The organism is Microvirga sp. BF8 (genome assembly GCF_059888585.1).
Genome location: NZ_CM187619.1, coordinates 2,243,529 through 2,262,399 on the forward strand (window position 1 = coordinate 2,243,529; position 18,871 = coordinate 2,262,399).

Annotated in this window: 19 protein-coding genes; 12 read left to right on the forward strand and 7 right to left on the reverse strand. The window is 63.8% G+C overall.

Annotation, left to right across the window (positions count from 1 at the left end; translation table 11 throughout):
* Positions 1-6: 6 nt before the first annotated feature.
* Genes kdpB through AC522E_RS10730 form a run of 4 tightly spaced genes read right to left on the reverse strand, consistent with a single transcriptional unit; the run spans position 7 to position 4,110 of the window.
* Positions 7-2,064, reverse strand: coding sequence for a potassium-transporting ATPase subunit KdpB (gene kdpB / locus AC522E_RS10715; RefSeq protein WP_500750431.1), 2,058 nt, complete (start codon positions 2,062-2,064; stop codon positions 7-9).
* A gap of 10 nt (positions 2,065-2,074) precedes the next feature.
* Complete coding sequence (gene kdpA, locus AC522E_RS10720; protein ID WP_500750432.1) at positions 2,075-3,784, reverse strand: potassium-transporting ATPase subunit KdpA; 1,710 nt, start codon at positions 3,782-3,784, stop codon at positions 2,075-2,077.
* A gap of 12 nt (positions 3,785-3,796) precedes the next feature.
* Entirely contained in the window at positions 3,797-3,886 is a 90-nt protein-coding gene (gene kdpF / locus AC522E_RS10725) for a K(+)-transporting ATPase subunit F (protein WP_500750433.1), read from the reverse strand.
* An 11-nt stretch (positions 3,887-3,897) separates the two neighbouring features.
* Complete coding sequence (locus AC522E_RS10730) at positions 3,898-4,110, reverse strand: hypothetical protein (protein WP_500750435.1); 213 nt, start codon at positions 4,108-4,110, stop codon at positions 3,898-3,900.
* Positions 4,111-4,357: 247 nt separating this feature from the next.
* Here AC522E_RS10730 and AC522E_RS10735 point away from each other — a divergent pair, with 247 nt between their 5' ends.
* Positions 4,358-6,268 (forward strand): potassium transporter Kup, encoded by a 1,911-nt coding sequence (locus tag AC522E_RS10735; protein ID WP_500750436.1) that lies wholly within the window; start codon positions 4,358-4,360, stop codon positions 6,266-6,268.
* A gap of 747 nt (positions 6,269-7,015) precedes the next feature.
* On the opposite strand, the gene AC522E_RS10740 is transcribed toward AC522E_RS10735, so the two are convergent.
* Together AC522E_RS10740 and AC522E_RS10745 are read right to left on the reverse strand one after the other, a co-directional pair.
* A complete protein-coding gene (locus tag AC522E_RS10740) occupies positions 7,016-8,461 on the reverse strand; it encodes a GntP family permease (protein WP_500750437.1) in 1,446 nt (481 codons plus the stop codon).
* Between the two features lie 354 nt (positions 8,462-8,815).
* Entirely contained in the window at positions 8,816-9,412 is a 597-nt protein-coding gene (locus AC522E_RS10745) for a HupE/UreJ family protein (protein ID WP_500750438.1), read from the reverse strand.
* Between the two features lie 523 nt (positions 9,413-9,935).
* Here AC522E_RS10745 and AC522E_RS10750 point away from each other — a divergent pair.
* From AC522E_RS10750 to AC522E_RS10800, 11 genes are all read left to right on the forward strand, one after another.
* The gene (locus AC522E_RS10750) at positions 9,936-10,238 is read left to right on the forward strand and encodes an urease subunit gamma (protein ID WP_500750439.1); all 303 of its coding nucleotides are present in this window, start codon (positions 9,936-9,938) and stop codon (positions 10,236-10,238) included.
* Between the two features lie 33 nt (positions 10,239-10,271).
* Positions 10,272-10,721, forward strand: a complete 450-nt coding sequence (locus tag AC522E_RS10755; protein WP_500750440.1) for an urease subunit beta — start codon at positions 10,272-10,274, stop codon at positions 10,719-10,721.
* A 51-nt stretch (positions 10,722-10,772) separates the two neighbouring features.
* On the forward strand, positions 10,773-12,494 hold the full coding sequence (locus tag AC522E_RS10760) for an urease subunit alpha (RefSeq protein WP_500750441.1): 1,722 nt from the start codon (positions 10,773-10,775) through the stop codon (positions 12,492-12,494).
* Between the two features lie 12 nt (positions 12,495-12,506).
* Positions 12,507-13,106, forward strand: coding sequence for an urease accessory protein UreE (locus AC522E_RS10765; protein WP_500750442.1), 600 nt, complete (start codon positions 12,507-12,509; stop codon positions 13,104-13,106).
* The gene (locus AC522E_RS10770; RefSeq protein ID WP_500750443.1) at positions 13,099-13,806 is read left to right on the forward strand and encodes an urease accessory protein UreF; all 708 of its coding nucleotides are present in this window, start codon (positions 13,099-13,101) and stop codon (positions 13,804-13,806) included. The genes AC522E_RS10765 and AC522E_RS10770 overlap by 8 nt, the downstream gene beginning before the upstream one ends.
* Positions 13,807-13,818: 12 nt before the next feature.
* The gene (gene ureG / locus AC522E_RS10775) at positions 13,819-14,463 is read left to right on the forward strand and encodes an urease accessory protein UreG (protein ID WP_500750444.1); all 645 of its coding nucleotides are present in this window, start codon (positions 13,819-13,821) and stop codon (positions 14,461-14,463) included.
* Positions 14,460-15,410, forward strand: a complete 951-nt coding sequence (locus AC522E_RS10780; RefSeq protein ID WP_500750445.1) for an urease accessory protein UreD — start codon at positions 14,460-14,462, stop codon at positions 15,408-15,410. Before ureG ends, AC522E_RS10780 begins: the two co-directional genes overlap by 4 nt.
* 60 nt (positions 15,411-15,470) lie before the next feature.
* Positions 15,471-16,487 (forward strand): urea transporter, encoded by a 1,017-nt coding sequence (gene yut / locus AC522E_RS10785; RefSeq protein ID WP_500750446.1) that lies wholly within the window; start codon positions 15,471-15,473, stop codon positions 16,485-16,487.
* Positions 16,488-16,811: 324 nt separating this feature from the next.
* Entirely contained in the window at positions 16,812-17,381 is a 570-nt protein-coding gene (locus AC522E_RS10790; protein WP_500750447.1) for a DUF1269 domain-containing protein, read from the forward strand.
* A 31-nt stretch (positions 17,382-17,412) separates the two neighbouring features.
* Positions 17,413-17,691: a hypothetical protein gene (locus tag AC522E_RS10795; protein ID WP_500750448.1), complete on the forward strand. Its 279-nt coding sequence runs from the start codon at positions 17,413-17,415 to the stop codon at positions 17,689-17,691.
* Positions 17,692-17,740: 49 nt separating this feature from the next.
* Complete coding sequence (locus AC522E_RS10800) at positions 17,741-18,211, forward strand: EF-hand domain-containing protein (RefSeq protein ID WP_500750450.1); 471 nt, start codon at positions 17,741-17,743, stop codon at positions 18,209-18,211.
* Positions 18,212-18,221: 10 nt separating this feature from the next.
* On the opposite strand, the gene AC522E_RS10805 is transcribed toward AC522E_RS10800, so the two are convergent.
* Complete coding sequence (locus tag AC522E_RS10805) at positions 18,222-18,830, reverse strand: HdeD family acid-resistance protein (protein ID WP_500750451.1); 609 nt, start codon at positions 18,828-18,830, stop codon at positions 18,222-18,224.
* Between the last annotated feature and the right edge of the window lie 41 nt (positions 18,831-18,871).

Here is an 18,871-nt window from a genome sequence, read left to right on the forward strand (position 1 = left end):
CTCCTCTCAGGCCCAGCCGATCGCCGTGACGGCGAGATCGATAATCTTGATGCCGATAAAGGGCACGACGAGCCCGCCGAGGCCGTAGACCAGAAGGTTGCGCCGCAGCAGGGTCGCGGCCCCGAGGGGACGATAGGGAATGCCGCGCAGGGCCAGCGGAATCAGCGCGATGATGATCAGCGCGTTGAAGATCACCGCCGACAGGATGGCGCTCTGCGGCGTCGACAGGCCCATGACGTTGAGCGCGCCGAGTTCGGGAATGGCCGCCACGAACAAGGCCGGGATGATCGCGAAGTACTTGGCCACGTCATTCGCGATGGAGAATGTCGTCAGCGAGCCGCGCGTCATCAGGAGCTGCTTGCCGATACCGACGATTTCGATGAGCTTGGTCGGGTTGGAGTCGAGGTCAACCATGTTGCCGGCCTCGCGGGCCGCCTGCGTGCCAGACTGCATGGCGACCCCGACATCGGCCTGCGCCAGGGCGGGAGCGTCATTCGTGCCGTCGCCGCACATGGCAACCAAGCGGCCCTCCGTTTGGGCCCTGCGGATATAATCGAGCTTGTCCTGCGGGGTCGCCTCGGCGATGAAATCGTCGACGCCCGCTTCCGAGGCAATCGCCGCCGCCGTCACAGGGTTGTCGCCGGTCACCATGACGGTGCGGATACCCATGCGCCTCAGCTCGGAGAAACGCTCCTTGATGTCAGGCTTCACCACGTCCTTGAGATGGATGACGCCCAGCAACCGGTTTCCGTCAGCCAACCCCAGAGGCGTTCCGCCGGAGCGGGCGATGCGGTCCACGGCGGCGGCGAAGCCCTGATCCGACACGGTTCGCCCGCTGGCATCGCGTACGAAGCGGAGCACGGCATCGACGGCTCCCTTGCGCAGGGACCTATCGCCGAGGTCGACGCCGGAGAGACGTGTGGTTGCCGAGAACTCGATGAAGCGCGCATTCTCCGGCGCCTGCCCCGGCGCTCTGACGTAATACTTGTCCTGAACCAGCGCGACGATGGAGCGGCCTTCGGCCGTCTCGTCCGCGAGGCTGGCCAGAAGAGCGGCTTCTGCGGCCTCCCGCTCGGAGACGCCGGACACAGGGATGATCTCCGACGCCATGCGGTTGCCGAAAGTGATGGTGCCGGTCTTGTCGAGGAGCAGTGTGTCCACGTCGCCCGCCGCCTCCACCGCCCGCCCAGACATGGCGAGCACATTGAAGCGGATCAGGCGATCCATTCCGGCGATGCCGATGGCCGAGAGAAGGCCGCCGATGGTGGTGGGGATCAGCGTCACGAGAAGCGCCACGAGCACCGGGACCGGGACGTCGGCTCCGGAGTAGCGTCCCAGCCCGGACAGCGTCACCACGGCGATCAGGAACACGATGGTCATGCCGGCGAGCAGGACGTTGAGGGCGATCTCGTTCGGTGTCTTCTGGCGCTCGGCGCCCTCCACGAGGGCAATCATCCGATCGAGGAACGAGGAACCAGATGCCGCCGTGATGCGGATGACCAGCCAATCGGAAATCACCGTCGTGCCACCCGTGACGGCGGAACGGTCGCCCCCCGACTCGCGGATGACGGGCGCGGACTCACCCGTGATGGCGGCCTCGTTGACCGAGGCGATGCCCTCGACGATCTCGCCGTCCCCGGGGATCAGGTCTCCGGCCTCGACCAGCACGTGATCTCCCACCTTGAGGTCAAGGGCCGGCACATTCACATGCTGGTCCTTGTGTGCGGGATCGTGGAGCCGCTTGGCGATTGTCTGGGTGCGGGCTTGGCGCAGGGTATCGGCCTGCGCCCGGCCGCGCCCTTCGGCGACGGCTTCCGCAAAATTGGCGAAGATCACCGTGAACCAGAGCCAGGCCGCGATCTGCCCGGTGAAGAACGCGGAGGCGCCTGTCACGACGTCACGGACGAACAGAACAGTCACCAGAAGGGCCACCACTTCTGTCACGAAGATGACCGGGTTGCGGATAAGGTCGCCGGGATTGAGCTTCCTGAGGGCGTCGAGGACCGCCTGGCGCAGGATCGCCCCATCGAACATCGAGATGGTCGGTTGGATGTGTTTGCTCATGGAGCACCTGTCAGAAGGTTTTGCCGGCCAGCATCAGCACCTGCTCGGCAATGGGGCCGAGGGCGAGAGCCGGGAAGAACTGGAGGCCGCCGAGGATCAGGATCACGCCGATCAGGAGACCGATGAACAGCGGGCCGTGGGTTGGGAAGGTCCCCGTTGACGCCTCCAGCCTTGTCTTCGCCGCCAGCGAGCCCGCGATGGCGAGCATCGGCACGATGTAGGCAAAGCGACCCAAAAGCATCGCAAGCCCAAGCGTCGTGTTGTACCAGGGCGAGTTGGCGGTCAGTCCGGCGAAGGCGGAGCCGTTGTTGCCCGCCGCCGACGAGTAGGCATAGAGGATCTCCGAGAGCCCTTGCGGTCCGGCGTTCAGCAGCCCGGCCAATCCCTGCGGGAGCACGGCGGCGACGGCCGAGAAGCCCAGGATCGCGGTCGGCAGGATCAGGACGGCCAGCATCGCCATCTTGACCTCCTTCGCCTCGATCTTCTTGCCGAGGTACTCGGGCGTGCGGCCCACCATCAGCCCCGCCACGAACACGGCGATGATCGCCATGACGAGAATGCCGTAGAGCCCGGATCCGACGCCGCCCGGCAGGATCTCGCCGAGCTGGATCAGGAACATCGGAATCAGGCCGCCGACGGGCGTGAAGCTCGCGTGCATGGCGTTCACCGCGCCGCACGAGAGGCCCGTGGTCACGGCGGCCCACAGCGCGGACAGGGCGAGCCCGAAGCGGACCTCCTTGCCCTCCATGTTGCCGTCGGCCGGGTTGATGCCCGCCGCGTGCAGCATCGGCGTGCCAGCCGCTTCCGCCGCATAGGTGATGGCGATGCCCGCCACCAGCAGCACGCCCATGACGCAGACCAGCGCACGCGCCTGCCGATTGTCCCCGACAAGCCGGCCGAAGGCGAAGACCACGGCGACGGAGATCACCAGCATCTGCCAGACCTGGAGGGCGTTCGCGAGCGCCGTCGGGTTCTCGAAGGGATGAGCGGCATTCACATTGAAGAAGCCGCCGCCATTGGTGCCGAGTTGCTTGATCGCGATCTGGCTTGCGACAGGCCCAAGGGCGATGGTCTGCTTGGCACCCTCCAGCGTTGTGGCGTCCACCGAGGCGAGCATGGTCTGCGGCACGCCGAGCGCCACGAGCAGGACCGCCGTGACCAAGGAGAGGGGCAGGAGCACGTAGAGGGTCGAGCGGGTCATGTCGGCCCAGAAGTTGCCGATGGTCCCCGCCTTGGAGCGGGCGAAGCCCCGCACCAGCGCCACAGCCAGAGCAAGTCCCGTGGCGGCGGAGAGGAAATTCTGCACCGTCAGCCCTGCCATCTGCGAGAAGTGGCTCATGGTGGTCTCGCCGCCATAGGACTGCCAGTTCGTGTTCGTGACGAACGAGACGGCGGTGTTGAAGGCAAGATCGGGCGAGAGGGCGTCGAAGCCCTGCGGGTTGAACGGTAGGAAGCCTTGCAGCCTTAGGATCGCGTAGAGCAGCACGAAACCTGCCGCGTTGAACAGGAGCATGGCGAGCACGTAGGCGCGCCAGCTCTGCTCCCGAGCGGGGTCGACGCCCGCCAGGGCATAGAAGCCGCGCTCGACGGGGCCGAGCACAGGCGAGAGGAAGGTGCGCTTGCCGGCATAAACCTTGGCCATGGAGGCGCCGAGCGGCACCGCCCCCAGCAGGACGGCCGCGAGGATGATGGTGATCTGGAGCCAGCCGTTGAACGTCATGGGTGCGGCCTCCTAGAAACGTTCGGGCTTGAGCAGCGCCAGGACGAGATAGCCGGCGAGCCCCAGGGCGAAGATGCCGCCGAGAAGAAGATCGAGGGACATGGCAGCCTCCCTCAAAGCCGCTCGGCCGCGCGGGCATACAGCGCCATCAGCGCGAAGAAACCGAGGCCGGTGAGGAGACAGACAACGTCGGACATGACAGCACCCTGTTGAAGGTGCTGAAGGCTACGTCCAAGCCTCATCAATTCTCGATTGGGAAGTGTGGCCCCGAAAATAAAGACGGCATAAAGAACCGCTGACGTCAGCTTGCTTGGCTTCGGCGACATGCCTGCATCTTCCTCTGGAGATGAGGCTGGGCTCGTGCGCGCCAGCCAAAACGATATGTCGTATCTTGCGGGGCCAGTTCCTGCCTCATCGATGGCAATGTTAGCCGCGCCGCATGCCCGCATAGGTGACCGCGGCCCCCACGATGCGGGCACCACGCCCAAGTCCGCCTGAGGTGAAACCCTTCGTGGCACGGTCACGTTGGGCCGGGGGGAGGCCATTCCTCATGGGTACGATTGGGAGGCAGTCATGGCCGCATCAGGAATCAGCGGGCACGCAGCCGCAGGTTCATCGGACTACGGGCACGCTGCCCCGACCTCCTTCTGGGCCCTGACCCTTGGCACAATTGGTGTCGTCTACGGCGATATCGGCACCAGCCCGCTCTATGCTCTCAAGGAGAGCCTCGCCGCCGCGACGGGTCATGCTGGTGCCGGCGCCCTCACCCGCGAGATGGTGCTCGGCGTGGTCTCCCTGATCCTGTGGACGCTGATCATCATCGTAACGATCAAGTACGTGGTCTTTGTCCTGCGGGCCGACAACAACGGCGAGGGCGGCACCCTCTCGCTGGTGACCCTGGCCCAACGGGCCCTGGGCCACAGCACCGGGATCACCATCGTTCTCGGCATGGTGGGAGCCTCCCTGTTCTACGGCGACACCATCATCACCCCGGCCATTTCCGTCCTCTCGGCGGTTGAGGGCCTCAAGCTGCTCACGCCCGCTTTCGACCCTTACGTGGTGCCGCTCAGCCTCGTGATCCTGATCACCCTCTTCGCCGTCCAGCGGTTCGGTACGGCCAGCGTGGCCTCGTTCTTTGGGCCGATCACCGCCTTCTGGTTCCTGGTCATGGCCCTGGGCGGGCTGGTGCACATCCGGGATGATCTCAGCATCCTCGCCGCCATCAACCCGGTCCACGGCCTCAGCTTCCTGGTGAACCACGGCACCGCTGGGCTCCTCGCTCTTGGCGCGGTGTTCCTGTCGGTCACCGGGGCCGAGGCGCTCTATGCCGACATGGGCCATTTCGGTCGGGCCCCGATCCGCACCGCCTGGCTCGGCCTCGTCCTGCCGGCGCTCGCCTTCAACTATCTCGGCCAGGGTGCCATGCTGCTGGCCCATCCCGAGGGGCTGCAGAACCCGTTCTTTCTGCTCTACCCCTCCTGGGCGCTGCTGCCGATGGTGATCCTCGCCACCGTAGCCACGATCATCGCCAGCCAAGCGGTGATCACAGGTGCCTTCTCGATCTCGGAGCAGGCAATGCATCTTGGCGTGCTGCCCCGCTTCCGCGTCATGCGCACGTCCGAGACCGAGAAGGGCCAGATCTATGTTCCATTCATCAACTGGCTCCTGCTCACGGCGGTGGTGTTGGTCGTCGTCCTGTTCGAGTCGTCGAGCGCCCTGGCGGCCGCCTACGGCTTGGCCGTGACCGGCGACATGGTCATCACCTCGTGCCTGCTGTTCATCGTGGCCTGGAAGTTCTGGCGCTGGCCGCCGGCTGTGGTGGCGCTGGTCATTGCGCCCTTCCTCGCCATCGAGCTTGTGTTCCTGGGCGCCAACGCGCTCAAGATCCCCCACGGTGGCTGGTTCCCGCTGCTGGTCGGCATGGGCCTGTTCACCCTGATGTGGACCTGGCGCAAGGGCACACGCCTGCTGGCCGAGATCTCGCATCGGGGCCGCCCACCGCTGGCCGAGTTCATGCGCGGGGCCGAGACCAGCCCGGTGCCCCGTGTTCCGGGAACCGCCATCTTCCTCACCGGGAACGCCCACGATGTGCCGGCCGCCCTGCTGCACAACCTGAAGCACAACAAGGTGCTGCATGACCACAACGTGCTCCTGACGGTCGTGACGGAGGAGGTGCCGCGGCTGCGGGACGAGGGCCGCGTCACGAGCGAAAAGCTGTCAGACCGGTTCTCGCGGGTGACGGTGCGGTTCGGGTTCATGGAACACCCGAACTTGCCCAAGGCGCTGAAGGCAGCGAATTTCGATCTGGAGGACGCCTCGTTCTTCCTGTCGCGGCGGGCGCTGCAAGCCTCGGCCCAAGCGGGATTGCCGCTCTGGCAAGACTATCTCTTCATTCCGATGGCCCGGTCGGCTAGCGATGTCTCGGATCAGTTCTGCATCCCGGAGGACCAAGCCGTCGAAGTGGGCGCACGCATCACGATTTAAGCAATTGAACGAGGATAGCTTTTCTTATGATGCAGCTCCAAGGATCGTCCATTGGCGTCAATATGGATCCACGGAACGTCCGAGTAGGGTCAAACTGAGACAAAGAGCGTGAGCGTCTGAATGTCCGCTGTTCGTTGCCATTTGGACACTGCGCTCGATTGAAGGCTCACTCGCCAGCCCTGATTTGCGGCAGGACTTCGATTCGCATTGCGGCAACTTTGTCCGAACATGTCTTATTGGCCCACGAGCGATCTCAATAGCTTAGGGGACCCACCGACGGGGAACTTCGCTTCACACCTCAGTCACTGAGGACCCTCACATAGGTTGGCGAGAATTTCGCTAACGGCATGAAGAAGGAGTCCGCCACACCCAGCAGCGGACTCTTTTATGCTCTCAGCACAGCTGAATGCCAGACCTGGGTGAAACCTTGGAGCAGGCGTGATCTCGCCCGTCCCAAAGCCGAACAGGGACGAGAGCGACAGTCCTTCAGTCAGGGGCAGTCATGGAGCGCGCCTTCGCAGGCCGGAGCGGGCAGCTGCTCTTTCCAGTCGAGCAGCCGTGGAAGGACGGCTTCGTCCTGCATTGCCGGGAGCAAACGATTGAGCAGGCGCTTATCCGGAAGCTGGTGCGGCAGATCAGCAGACACCGGATGAGATCGGCGAGGACATCCAACTCCTGGTTCTCGTCATCACCACTGGGGAAGTCACGCCGGCGGCTGGCCTCCCAATGACTGCGAAAACCCAGCGGTCAAAACGAACCAAAAACCGAACCTAGTATCAGGACGGCAACAAGTGCGATAACGCAACTGACGATCACGGTCATCACCATGTCCAGATAGCTTTCACCGTGGGTCAGACCACTAATCTGAAGAAGCAGCAACACCGTGCCGTTGTGCGGAAGAGCGTCGAGGGTCCCGGCGCTCATTGTCGTGATCCGATGCATCAGTTCAGGGTCGATGTTGTGCTCACTGGCAAGGCGCATGAAGTCCCCGCCGAACGCATTGAGTACGATTGCCATTCCGCCGGACGCAGTACCGGTCAACCCCGCCAATACATTCATGGCGACGGACAGCGAGACCAGCGGCCCTCCCTGAATCGAGAATACCGCATCGCGAACCATCGCAAACGCAGGCAACGCGGCGACCACCGCGCCGAAGCCGACAAGACTGGCGATCATCAGCATCGGCAGGGCTGCGGAATTCGCACCGGCATCCAGACTTTCGCGGGGAGATGGCAGGCGTCGAAAGTTCACGAGGAGGACGGTCAGGTTTGCTGCTGCGAGAGCCACAATAACCGACCAGACGCCGCTCACGGCCCTGAAGGTCGTACCGCCCCACTGGGGCTCGGATAGGAACGAGAAGTCAAGTCGCGGGAATACGACAAGCGACATCAGGAAGTTCGTGACGATGACGACGACGAGCGGCAGCACGGCCAGGACGAACGGCGGCCCGTTCTCGGCCCGCTTGCCGTGCGGCAGCTCGGCCGGGTCGAAGTCGCCTGCCGGCGCCGCCTGCTCGCGAACCATCTCGTTGACGGCAGGATTGGTTCCCGCCTTGTCAACATAACCTTCGCCAGCCTTGCGCGCGGCCGCCTCGGCGCGGCCGAGCCACCACATGCCGAAGGCGAAGATGATAGCCGACGCGATGATGCTCAACCCGGGGGCCGCGAAGGTCGTCGTGCCGAAATATGGCATCGGAATGGCGTTATTGACCGAGGGGGTTCCCGGCATCACCGACATGGTGAACGTGAATGCACCGAGACCGATGGTCGCCGGCATCAACCGGGCCGGGAGGTCCGCGGCCTTGAACATCTCCCGCGCCATTGGAACCAGAACGAAGAATGCTACGAAGACGCTGACCCCTCCATAGGTAACGACGGCCGAGGCGAGCACGACCGCAAGCATTGTTCGACGCACTCCCAGTTGCTGGGTCAGGAAGCGCGCGATCGCAGCGATCGAACCGCTGTCGTCCATGAGCTTGCCGAACAGCCCACCGAGCAGGAACATCGGAAACCATTGCGCGACAAACCGTGCAGCCCCGCTCATGAATGTCTGCGTCCAGTGGGCAAGCAGCGGCTCACCAGAAATCAGGGCAGCCAGAAGTGCCGCTGCCGGGGCTACCATAAGGACGCTCCATCCCCGGTAGGCCAGCCACATGAGCAGCGCGAGTGCAACCAGTATCCCGATGAGACCCATGGGCAGACCTTCCTTCCAAGACCCGGGTGCAGCGGCTCAAGTGCCGCGATGCCCGAACTCCGGCCCCGCTACGGCCCGGAGCTCACCGAGTACAATTCCACTCACCGACACGACGGGCATTTCGACAGCCGAACCGTCTGCAATGACGAAGCATTTTGCTCGCCCGTCCGATGCATCGTAAGGGCAGCTACGACCGATGGACCGTCCACCATGCGGAACCACGGCCCAGTGAGCCAGCTGCCAGGGCACCTTGCTCAAAATTCGCCCTCTACCGGGTGATTGCCTCCGCATTTCGGAGAGGAGCGCTCACGGTGAGGATCGGGCCAACACGTGTCGTGGCGGGCCCATGGCCGCCTACAGGGCCATCGACAGAGAAGCGAGGCCAAACAGGCCAATGGCCGCTCCGCCACATCGCACGATGCGAAGGCCCAGTTGTCCGCCCGTGAAGCCAGCCAGCAGTGTTAGGCCGGCGCCCGTGCCGATCAGCAGAACCGTCCCCATCACGAAGCCCGCTGCGTAGCCGAGACCGGATGCTCCGGCGGGCATCTCAGCTCCATGGGCATAACCGTGGAAGATGGCAAACAAGGCAATGAGGCCTGCGCCCGTCAGGGATGACAGACGGGACGGATAGGCGACGGCGAGCCCCAATGCGACCAGGGAGCCGGCGATCCAGACCTCGAGGGACGGGAGGTCGAACCCGGTCATTCCGAGAGCGGCTGCTCCAACCATGACGGAAATGAATGTGAGCGGCAGCAGCCACAGGGCTCGCCCGCTCATCCACGCGGCCACCATGCCGACGGAAACCATGGCCAGGACATGATCGATCCCACTCACCGGATGAACTATGCCGTGCATGAATCCCGCCGTATCACCGTGCCCGGTATGCGCAAGCGTAGCGGTTGGAGCTAACATGACTGCCGAGGCTAGTGCCGCAATGATAGGACGGTTCATGGCATTCTCCTTCTCGCCCGAGGACAATCCTGGTCTCCGCTACCCGCGCCGGTGAGCCAACCGGGAAGCAGATGTACCGCGACAGATCTTGCTTCGGACCTCCGGCAAGCGAGCCGGTCCTGCACGGCGGGCACATCTTCCCCTCTCCCGGGACGACTGACCATTAGGAGAAACCCTTGGATCGCCTGGGGACAATACGGAGCCAGACGGATACGAATGCCGACCTTGTGGCGACTGCCGGCCCAGCCGGCATGACAGATACCCTCTGCTACCCTCTGCGCGCGCAGTGCAGCCTATCGTGCACGCGGAGTGCAGCCTACCGACCGTAATAGTTGAATTTTTCGGTGCTTCTCCGGACATTTCCGACACGGGTTCAGGGTTACACCCGATGGACGGATGGCTCCCACGGGATACTCTCTCGGCCAGCAGCGATCCCACGTCGTTGCCAGCCTATCGGACGATGGTCATCGAGCACCACTTGATCCAGCGTCCGTGACCTGAAGTCCAAGGCCTGGAGGAAGCGATGCAACTCACCCCGCGCGAGTTCGACAAACTCCTCATCTACATGGTGGCTGATGTGGCCTTGAAACGGAAAGCCAAGGGCCTGAAGCTCAATTATCCGGAGGCTGTCGCGGTCATATCCGCGGTTGCGCTCGACGGGGCCCGAGCTGGCAAGACGATTGAGGACGTGACCAGGGATGCCGGCGGGGCGTTGACCGCAGCCGATGTGATGGACGGCGTCCCCGATCTCATTCCCGTGGTACAGGTCGAAGCTATCTTCACCGACGGGAGTCGTCTCGTAACTGTGCACAGACCGATTCAATAACCACGATAGCTCGTTCAACGAGGAGGCGGCAGGATGGGTGGACCGAAGATAGGACCGGCCGTTGCTGCCGATGTGGACCCGACTGAATTCGACGTACCGGTTGGTGGTTACGTCTGCAGCCCTGCGCCGATCACCTTTGATGGCGACAGGGCGGTAACGACACTCAAGGTGCGCAATACCGGCGATCGTCCAATCCAGGTCGGATCGCATTTCCACTTTTTCGAGGTCAATCCTGCCCTGGAGTTCGATCGTCCCGCGGCGTTCGGTCTCCACCTCAACATTCCATCGTCCACCGCGACCCGCTTCGAGCCCGGCGACGAACGTGACGTGCAACTTGTTCCCTACGCCGGCAAGCGCGCCGTCTATGGGTTCAACAACCTTGTCGACGGCCCAACGGATGGCAAGGACGCTGCCGAACGCAAGTCGAAGGCTGTGACACTTGCGGAGCAACGGGGCTTCCGTTCGTCATCGCGAACGTCCTGATACGGCTTATCGGTCAAGATTTCGCGTCGATCTGCTTGCCTGGAGGCACCCATGCCAACCATCTCGCGACAAGAGTACGTCGGCCTATTCGGCCCGACAACCGGTGACCGCATCCGCCTGGGAGACACGGGCCTGTTCGTCGAGATCGAACGGGATCTCCGTGGCGGCTATGGCGATGAGCTCGTCTTCGGCGGCGGCAAGAGCATGCGTGAAGGCATGGGGATCGACAACCAGGTGACACGGCCCGGCGGGGCTCCCGACCTGGTGATCACCAACGTGACCATCATTGACGCGGTCCTGGGCGTGGTGAAGGCCGATGTCGGCGTGAAGGACGGCCGAATCTGCGCCATTGGCAAGTCCGGCAATCCCCAAACGATGGACCGCATCACGCCCGGCCTCGAGATCGGACTCGCCACCGATGCGATCTCCGGGTCTCATCTGATCCTGACGGCGGGCGGCATCGACTCGCACATTCATTTCATCAGCCCCCAACAGGCCCAGGCGGCCCTCTCGAACGGCACCACCACGTTGATCGGTGGCGGCACCGGCCCCTCGGACGGCTCAAATGCCACCACGGTCACCTCGGGTCCCGGGAATATAGCCATGATGCTGCGCGCGTTCGAGAACTGGCCGATCAATGTCGGCATCCTCGGCAAGGGCCATGGGCATGGCAAGGCCGCACTGATCGAGCAGATCGAGGCTGGCGCCGTCGGCTTTAAGTGCCACGAGGACTGGGGGACCACGCCGGCGGTACTGCGGTCGGCGCTCACGGTCGCGGACGAAATGGACATTCAGGTTTGCATTCACACGGACACGCTCAATGAGTCCGGATTCGTCGATGACTCGATTGAGGCGTTCGAGGGCCGCGCCGTGCATTCCTTCCATACCGAAGGATCGGGGGGCGGCCATGCCCCGGACATCATCAAGATCGCCGGCCTCCCCAACGTTTTGCCGTCCTCCACCAATCCCACGCTTCCCTACGGGATCAACTCGCAGGCAGAGCTCTACGACATGATCATGGTGTGCCACCACCTCAGCCCCGACATCCCGTCGGACGTGGCGTTCACCGAAAGCCGGATCCGGGCCGAGACCATCGCGGCGGAAAACGTTCTCCAGGACATGGGCGTCATATCGATGTTCTCGAGCGATTCGCAGGCTATGGGCCGGATCGGCGAGGTCTGGCTGCGGTGCATCCAGACGGCGGATGCGATGAAGACCCAGCGCGGCAAACTTCCCGAGGATGCGCCGGGCAATGACAACTACCGGGTCCTGCGTTATGTCGCCAAGATCACCATCAACCCGGCCATCACCCATGGCATTGCGGACATGCTCGGTTCCATCGAGGTCGGCAAGATTGCGGACCTCGTCCTCTGGGAGCCGGCATTCTTCGGGGCGAAGCCGAAGATGGTCATAAAGGGCGGGTTCATCAGCTGGGCGGTCATGGGAGACCCCAATGCATCCCTGCCCACACCGCAGCCGGTTTACTACCGACCGATGTTCGGCGCCTACGGCAATGCTCTGGCAGAAACCTGCATCACCTTCGTGTCCGGCGCCGCGCACGCCGCCGGCGTCAAGGAGCGGCTGGGACTCATGCGACAGGTTCATCCGGTCAAGAACGTGCGCAAGATCGGCAAACGCGACATGGTTCGCAATACCGGCACACCCAACATCGAAGTGAACCCGGAGACATTCGCCGTCACTGTCGACGGCGAGCACGCGACTGTGCAGCCATTGAAGTCAGTCTCCCTGAACCAGAAGTATTTCTTTAGCTGACAGGATTGTCGCATGGTCATCATCGAAACGGTCTTGGGCAATATCCGCGATCCGGAATGGGCTGCCCGTCTGAAGGATGCCGAATTCGACGTGCTGCAACTCGATCAATGGGAAGCGCAGAAGAGCCGATTCCGAAAAGCCACCAAAAGGGGATCGGTGCTGGCTGTCTCCCTCAGCCGGGACACCCATATCCGTGACGGCGACGTGATGCTTTGGGATCCCCAGGCATCCTTGGCCGTCATTGCCAGGATCGAGCTGCGTGATGTCATGATCGTGCATTTGGACAGCCTTATGCGCCTTGCCCCCGAGCTGGCCATGCGGACCTGCATCGAACTCGGCCACGCAATGGGCAACCAGCATTGGCCGGCCCTGGTCAAGGGTCATGTCGTCTACGTACCGCTGACGGTTGACCGGAAAGTGATGGATTCGGTCATGAGAACGCACGCCTTCGAGCACGTTCGATACGAATTCGCACCCGGAACCGAGGTCATTTCGTATCTCACGCCCCATGAGTCACGTCGGCTCTTCGGCGGGGCCGAAGGCCCGGTGCACTCGCACGTCCATGAACACGAACGATCGGCGCAGGCCCACCGAGAGCATCACCATGGCTGATGCCGTCACGCCAGGCCAGGTGTCAGCGCTCGCACACATGCTGCAATTCGGTGACTCGATGTTCCCGATCGGCGGATTCGCCTTCTCGTCCGGGCTGGAATCGGCCGTCCAGAAAGGCGTCGTCACCGATGCACCGACCCTGCTGGCGTTCACGCGAACGGCCGCGGAACAAGCGGCTCGCGGCGACGGGATCGCCTTGATCGCCGCCCATCGTGCGGCGATGTCAGGCGACGTCACCGAACTCATTTGCATCGATGAGGCGGTCTACGCCCGCAAGCTCTCGGATGAGGCACGGACCATGTCGGTGCGCATGGGCAGGAAGTTCACCGAGATGGGCGTGCATGTCCTGGGCGCTCCGCTGCTCCACGCGTGGCAGGATCGTATCCGGCAAGGACAGGGACCCGGATGTTACCCGGTTGCGCTGGCAATCAACTTTGCCGTCCAGGGCCTGTCCGAGCTTCATGCCTTTGCCGTGCACCAATATGGGGTCGCGGCGCCCATTCTCGGCGCGGCGCTGCGGCTGATGAAGGTGAGCCATCTCGATACGCAGAAGATCCTCTACGAACTGAGTGGAGAGATCGAGCCAGCCTACGAGCGAGCCTCCAGGGCGCGGCTGACGGACATGGCTGGCTACGCGCCTCTCATGGAGATCCTGGCCGCGGTCCACATCAAGGCGCACGTGCGCCTGTTCATGAACTGACGGGAGACGTGAATGACCAAGAAAATCACACGGATCGGCATCGGCGGCCCCGTCGGGTCGGGGAAGACCGCGATCGTGGAGGCCATCACCCCACGGCTGCTCGAGCGCGGCATCAAGGTTCTCATCATCACCAACGACGTGGTCACAACCGAGGACGCAAAGCACGTGCAGCGCTCCCTCAAGGGAGTCCTGTTGCAGGAACGTATCCTCGGCGTCGAGACCGGCGCATGTCCTCACACCGCCGTCCGCGAGGATCCGAGCATGAACCTTGCAGCCGTCGAGGACATGGAGGAGCGCTTTCCGGACAGCGACGTGATGTTGATCGAAAGCGGGGGCGACAACCTGACCCTCACCTTCTCGCCGGCGCTCGTCGACTACTTCATCTACGTCATCGACGTTGCGGCAGGGGACAAGATCCCGCGGAAGAACGGGCCCGGCATCACGCATTCCGACATCCTGATCATCAACAAGACCGATCTCGCCCCTTACGTCGGCGCGAGCCTTGACGTCATGCGGGACGACTCGGCACTGATGCGAGGCAGCAAGCCCTTCCTGTTCACCAACTGCAAGACCGAGGAGGGCATCCCGGAGTTGGTCGAGATGATCGAACGGGAATTCCTGTTCGACATCAATATGGCCGAGAGGACACCGGCATGATGGTGGCGGGCTCGCTGCCGTGGGCCGCCGCCGAAGCCCTGGGCGCCTCCGTTCCGGAACTGGCTGCGTTTCAGGACGAGCCGGCTCAGATGAAGAGCGGCACGGTCGGCAAGACGGGCTACCTGCGGCTCGGATTCGAGACCCGCGGCAGCCGGACCATCCTGGCTACCCTCGAGCGTCGTGTCCCGTATCTGGCCCAGCGTGCGCTGTACTGCGACCAGGAAATGCCGGGTCTGGCCACTGTATTTCTCATCACGACAACGGGTTGTCTCCTCCAGGGGGACAGGATGGCCCTGGACCTCGAGCTCCGTCATGGGGCCCAGGCTCACGTTACGTCACAATCGGCAACCAAGGTCCATGGGATGGACGCCAATTACGCGGTCCAGACCCAGACCATTACCCTGGCCGAGGACACCTATCTCGAGTTTGTTCCCGAGCCCATCATCCCTCATCGCCGTGCCCGCTTTGTCAGCAACACACAGGTCTGTGTCGCACCGTCGGCCACGCTGCTCCTGTCGGAGATCCTCCAGCCCGGCCGGAAGCATCATCATCCTGACGAATGTTTTGGCGCAACCGTGATCTCGCTATCGGTCGCGGCGGCGCGCCCTAATGGCCGCACGTTGTTCACGGAGAAGCTCGTGATCGAGCCTGAGCGATTTGCGATGCGGCAGATAGGCGTGATGAATACGTTTGATGTGTTCGGCAACGTGATCCTTTGCACGTCCAAGGACAAGGCGGAGCGCATCCTTGAGCGGGTGGAGGCCGACGTTCGAACGGCCGACGGAGTGGCATTCGGAACCTGCCGGCTGCCGAATGACGCTGGCCTGATCTACAAGGTGCTGGGCCAGGATACGGCCCAGGTGAAGGCAAAGGTGCGGGAGTTTTGGGGAATCGTGCGTAAGGAAGTCACTGGCGCGGAGCTCCCGCCTCCGTTCCTATGGCGATGAGGCGACTGACCTTGCCGCTGATCTTCCTTTGTGAGGACCAGAAGTTTCGTGGAGGTGGCGATGCAGAAGCTTCTGACGAACTGGGAAAGCCTGTGCACGTCGTCGGCCGCTTTGCGGTTCGTGGACGCCAACCTGCGTGGCATCGGGCAGGTGATGTTTCAGGACAATCCGCTGACCGGCCTTCTCTTCCTCGTCGCTATTGCCTGGGGCTCATACGCGGCTGGCGTGCCGCACGTGGCGATTGCGGGTGTGGTCGCCGTCGTCGTTGCAACTTTGACGGCTTATTGGCTTCGGCTCGACCGAGCGTCCATCGCGGCAGGACTCTATGGCTATAACGGAGTTCTTGTCGGGCTCGCCCTGGCGACGTTTCTCGCACCCGGGGCACTGCTCTGGGGCTACGTGGTGCTGGGAGCCGCGGTCTCGGTCGTCGCAACGTGTGGGATTGCTAACGCGCTGAAGCCCTGGGGTGCCTCCGCCCTGACCTTTCCATTCGTTGTCGTCACATGGCTGCTACTGCTGGCGACCTACGGCTTCTCCGGGCTGACGGGAACGGCGCTCCCAACCGGCAGTGTTGTCGTTCCCTTCCAATCCTACGAGGCCAGCCCGCTCCACGTGATCGATCTTGCCGGAGGAGTCCTCCTGAGCATTTCGCAGGTCTTCCTGAAGGCCAGCGGTGTGGCGGCATTGATTTTTCTCATCGGTCTCGCGGTGAATTCACTTGCCGCAGCTGCGTTCGCACTCGCGGGCGCAATTCTGGCGGTTCTAACAGCCCACGTCCTAGGCGCTGAGAGTAACCTGATTACGGGTGGGCTTCTGGGCTTTAGTCCGGTCCTGACGGCGATCGCGCTCGGGACAGTCCTGTATCGGCCGAGTGGTCGCACCGCCGCGTATGCTGCGGTGGGGACTGTGTTCACGGTTATCGCACAGTCGGCCCTGAACGTCGCCCTGATGCCATTGGCCATCCCGGCACTGACGGCCCCCTTCGTGCTCGTGACATGGCTGTTCTTCCTGCCGCGGAGCTGTGTTGAGTCACCGTCATCGACCGTCCCCGGTGCTATCGACGCCAGCCCGCCATGACGTGGCTGTTTCGCTTCGGTGCGGATGGTCGTTCCATACCGAGAAAGCGCAGAATGAACACCGAGCCGTCCTGGGCGGCGTGCGCGCCCACTCGCCGCGGGCACCTCGGGAGGGTCTAGCCGACGATCGGGAGGTCGAAGTCCGCACACGAGCGCGCCGCTCGCGGAACAACCCGAGGGCACCTGACAAAGGACTGATTTTCCCACGGGATCTCAGGCCATCCCCGGCTTCGGTTCGGGGTTAGACCCGATACCCCTGTCGTCCGGATGCGGTACTCTTGCGGCTTGTCGCGACCGTCTGGGTCGCCGCGCGAGGAGGACAGCCATGGCTGAACTGGTGGTCGTCGGGTTCGACAACCCGCAAGACGCGGACCGGGTCCTGACGGAGCTGACCCGCCTGAAGAAGGAATACCTCATCGACCTGGAGGACGCGGTGGTCGCGATCCGTGACGCGGGCGGCGTGGTCCGGATCAAGCAGAGTGTCAACCTGGTGACCCTCGGTGCTGCCGGGGGCGGCCTACGTGGAGCCCTGTGGGGCAGCCTGATCGGTCTGCTGTTCCTCAACCCGCTCGCAGGGTTTGCCATCGGCGGCGCCGTCGGCGCGGGCTCGGGCGCCCTGTCCGGGAGCATGATCGATTACGGCATCAACGACGACTTCATCAAGTCGATCGGCGATACGCTCAAGCCCGACACCTCGGCCCTGTTCCTCTTGGTTCGCAAGTCACAGCCCGAGAAGGTCCTGGCCGAGCTGTCGGGGTTCAAGGGACACGTGATCCGCTCCTCGCTGTCGCCGGAGCAGGAAGCGAAGCTCCAGGCCGCCCTCTCGCGGGCACACCCGCCGAGCCCAAGCGACGGCGTCGAGGCCGCCGGCACCATGGCGCCACAGCCGACCTGACGCGGCGCACCACGCGGGAAAGGAGATCGACATGCTGTCCAGACGTTCCCTTCTGGCGGGATTGCTCGGCGCGGTGGTGGCCATCCCGCTCGGCACGATCGCATCGACGGACGCGGAAGCCCAGCCGCGGCCCGACCGTCGTCCTCAAAGGCCAAGGCCCAGCCGGCCTCCGCCGCCGCGCCGGCGGGAGCGGCGGCCTCGGCCTCGTCCCGGCTTCGTCTGGGTGCCGGGCCGCTGGGTCTGGAGCGCCCGCCGCGGACGCTGGGTCTGGGTGTCAGGCCATTGGGCCCGCCGCAGGGGCCGCTGGTAGACACCCGCGGGAGCCGGGGCACGACATTGGACAGGCCAGGGAGGTTACGATGAGGAAAACCGTCGCCGCCATCGCAGCCGCCATGGCAGTCCAAACAGCCCCGGTGCATGCGGACCGGGTTGCGGAATTCGACCAGGCGCTTCGGGCGCTGTTCGACAGGATCGATACGAACGGTGACGGCCTGATCAAGGATCCCGAGATCAGGCTCTACGCCGACCGGACCTTCACCGTGCTGGATACCAACGGCGACCGGAGGCTCTCGCACGCGGAGTTCCGGCGTTTCGACTTCGGCCTGCGCCCGCTGGCCGAACGTCATGACCGGCTGAAGCTCTACTCCGATGCCCGCGAACGGATCTGGGCCCGCTGGCGCCTGCCACGACGGACGGTGATGACCAAGCCGGGCTTCCGCCAGGCCATGCGCGGCGAGTTCCTCCTGGTGGCCCGTGGCCCCTTCGGCGTCAGTTTTGCAGAGTTCAGCCGGGTGCGCTTCGTTCAGGACCTAACGGTGGCCTTCAGGTGATGCTGCGCCGCTAGGCAGATCCGGTCTTCCGAGAAAAGGCATAACCGAGCCATGCGGTACCGTGCACGATGAGATCGATCCCCAGCAGCAGCCCGAAGATCCAGAGCCCGGCCTTCGGGAACTCGGCCAGGACAACGAGGCCCGCCACGACGCCGAAGGCGCCTGATAGCAGCATTACCCAACCGCTCTCCCGCCGGCGGCTCCATCCGAGCAGAATCCTGGCGATGCCTGACAGCAGAAGCAGCAGGCCGAGCCCATAGGTGAGCAGCAGTGCGCCCGAACGGGCGGACCGTGCGACACCAGAGGCTACGACCATCTCGCCCGAACTGGCCCCGCCGAGGAGAACGATGCCGACAGCCACGTAGAGGAGGCCAAGGAGCATCTGCCAGGCGAAGCCGCCCCAACCCCTCGTCCATACGGCATGGAGGATCTCGAAGGCGCCGACGGCGATCGCAGCGGCCCCGATGAAGGCCGAACTGACGAGGGAGGCAAACGCGACGTCGGCCAGAACGGCAAGTCCCGCTAGGATCATGGCGGCACTCAGCAACAGACGAACCCAACCGGCAGGTCTCATCGGGGAGCCCTTCGCAGGGTCGGGAACGGAATCACGGATCGTCATGACGTCCTCCTCGACCGATGATGTCGGCCGCGCCGAGCAAT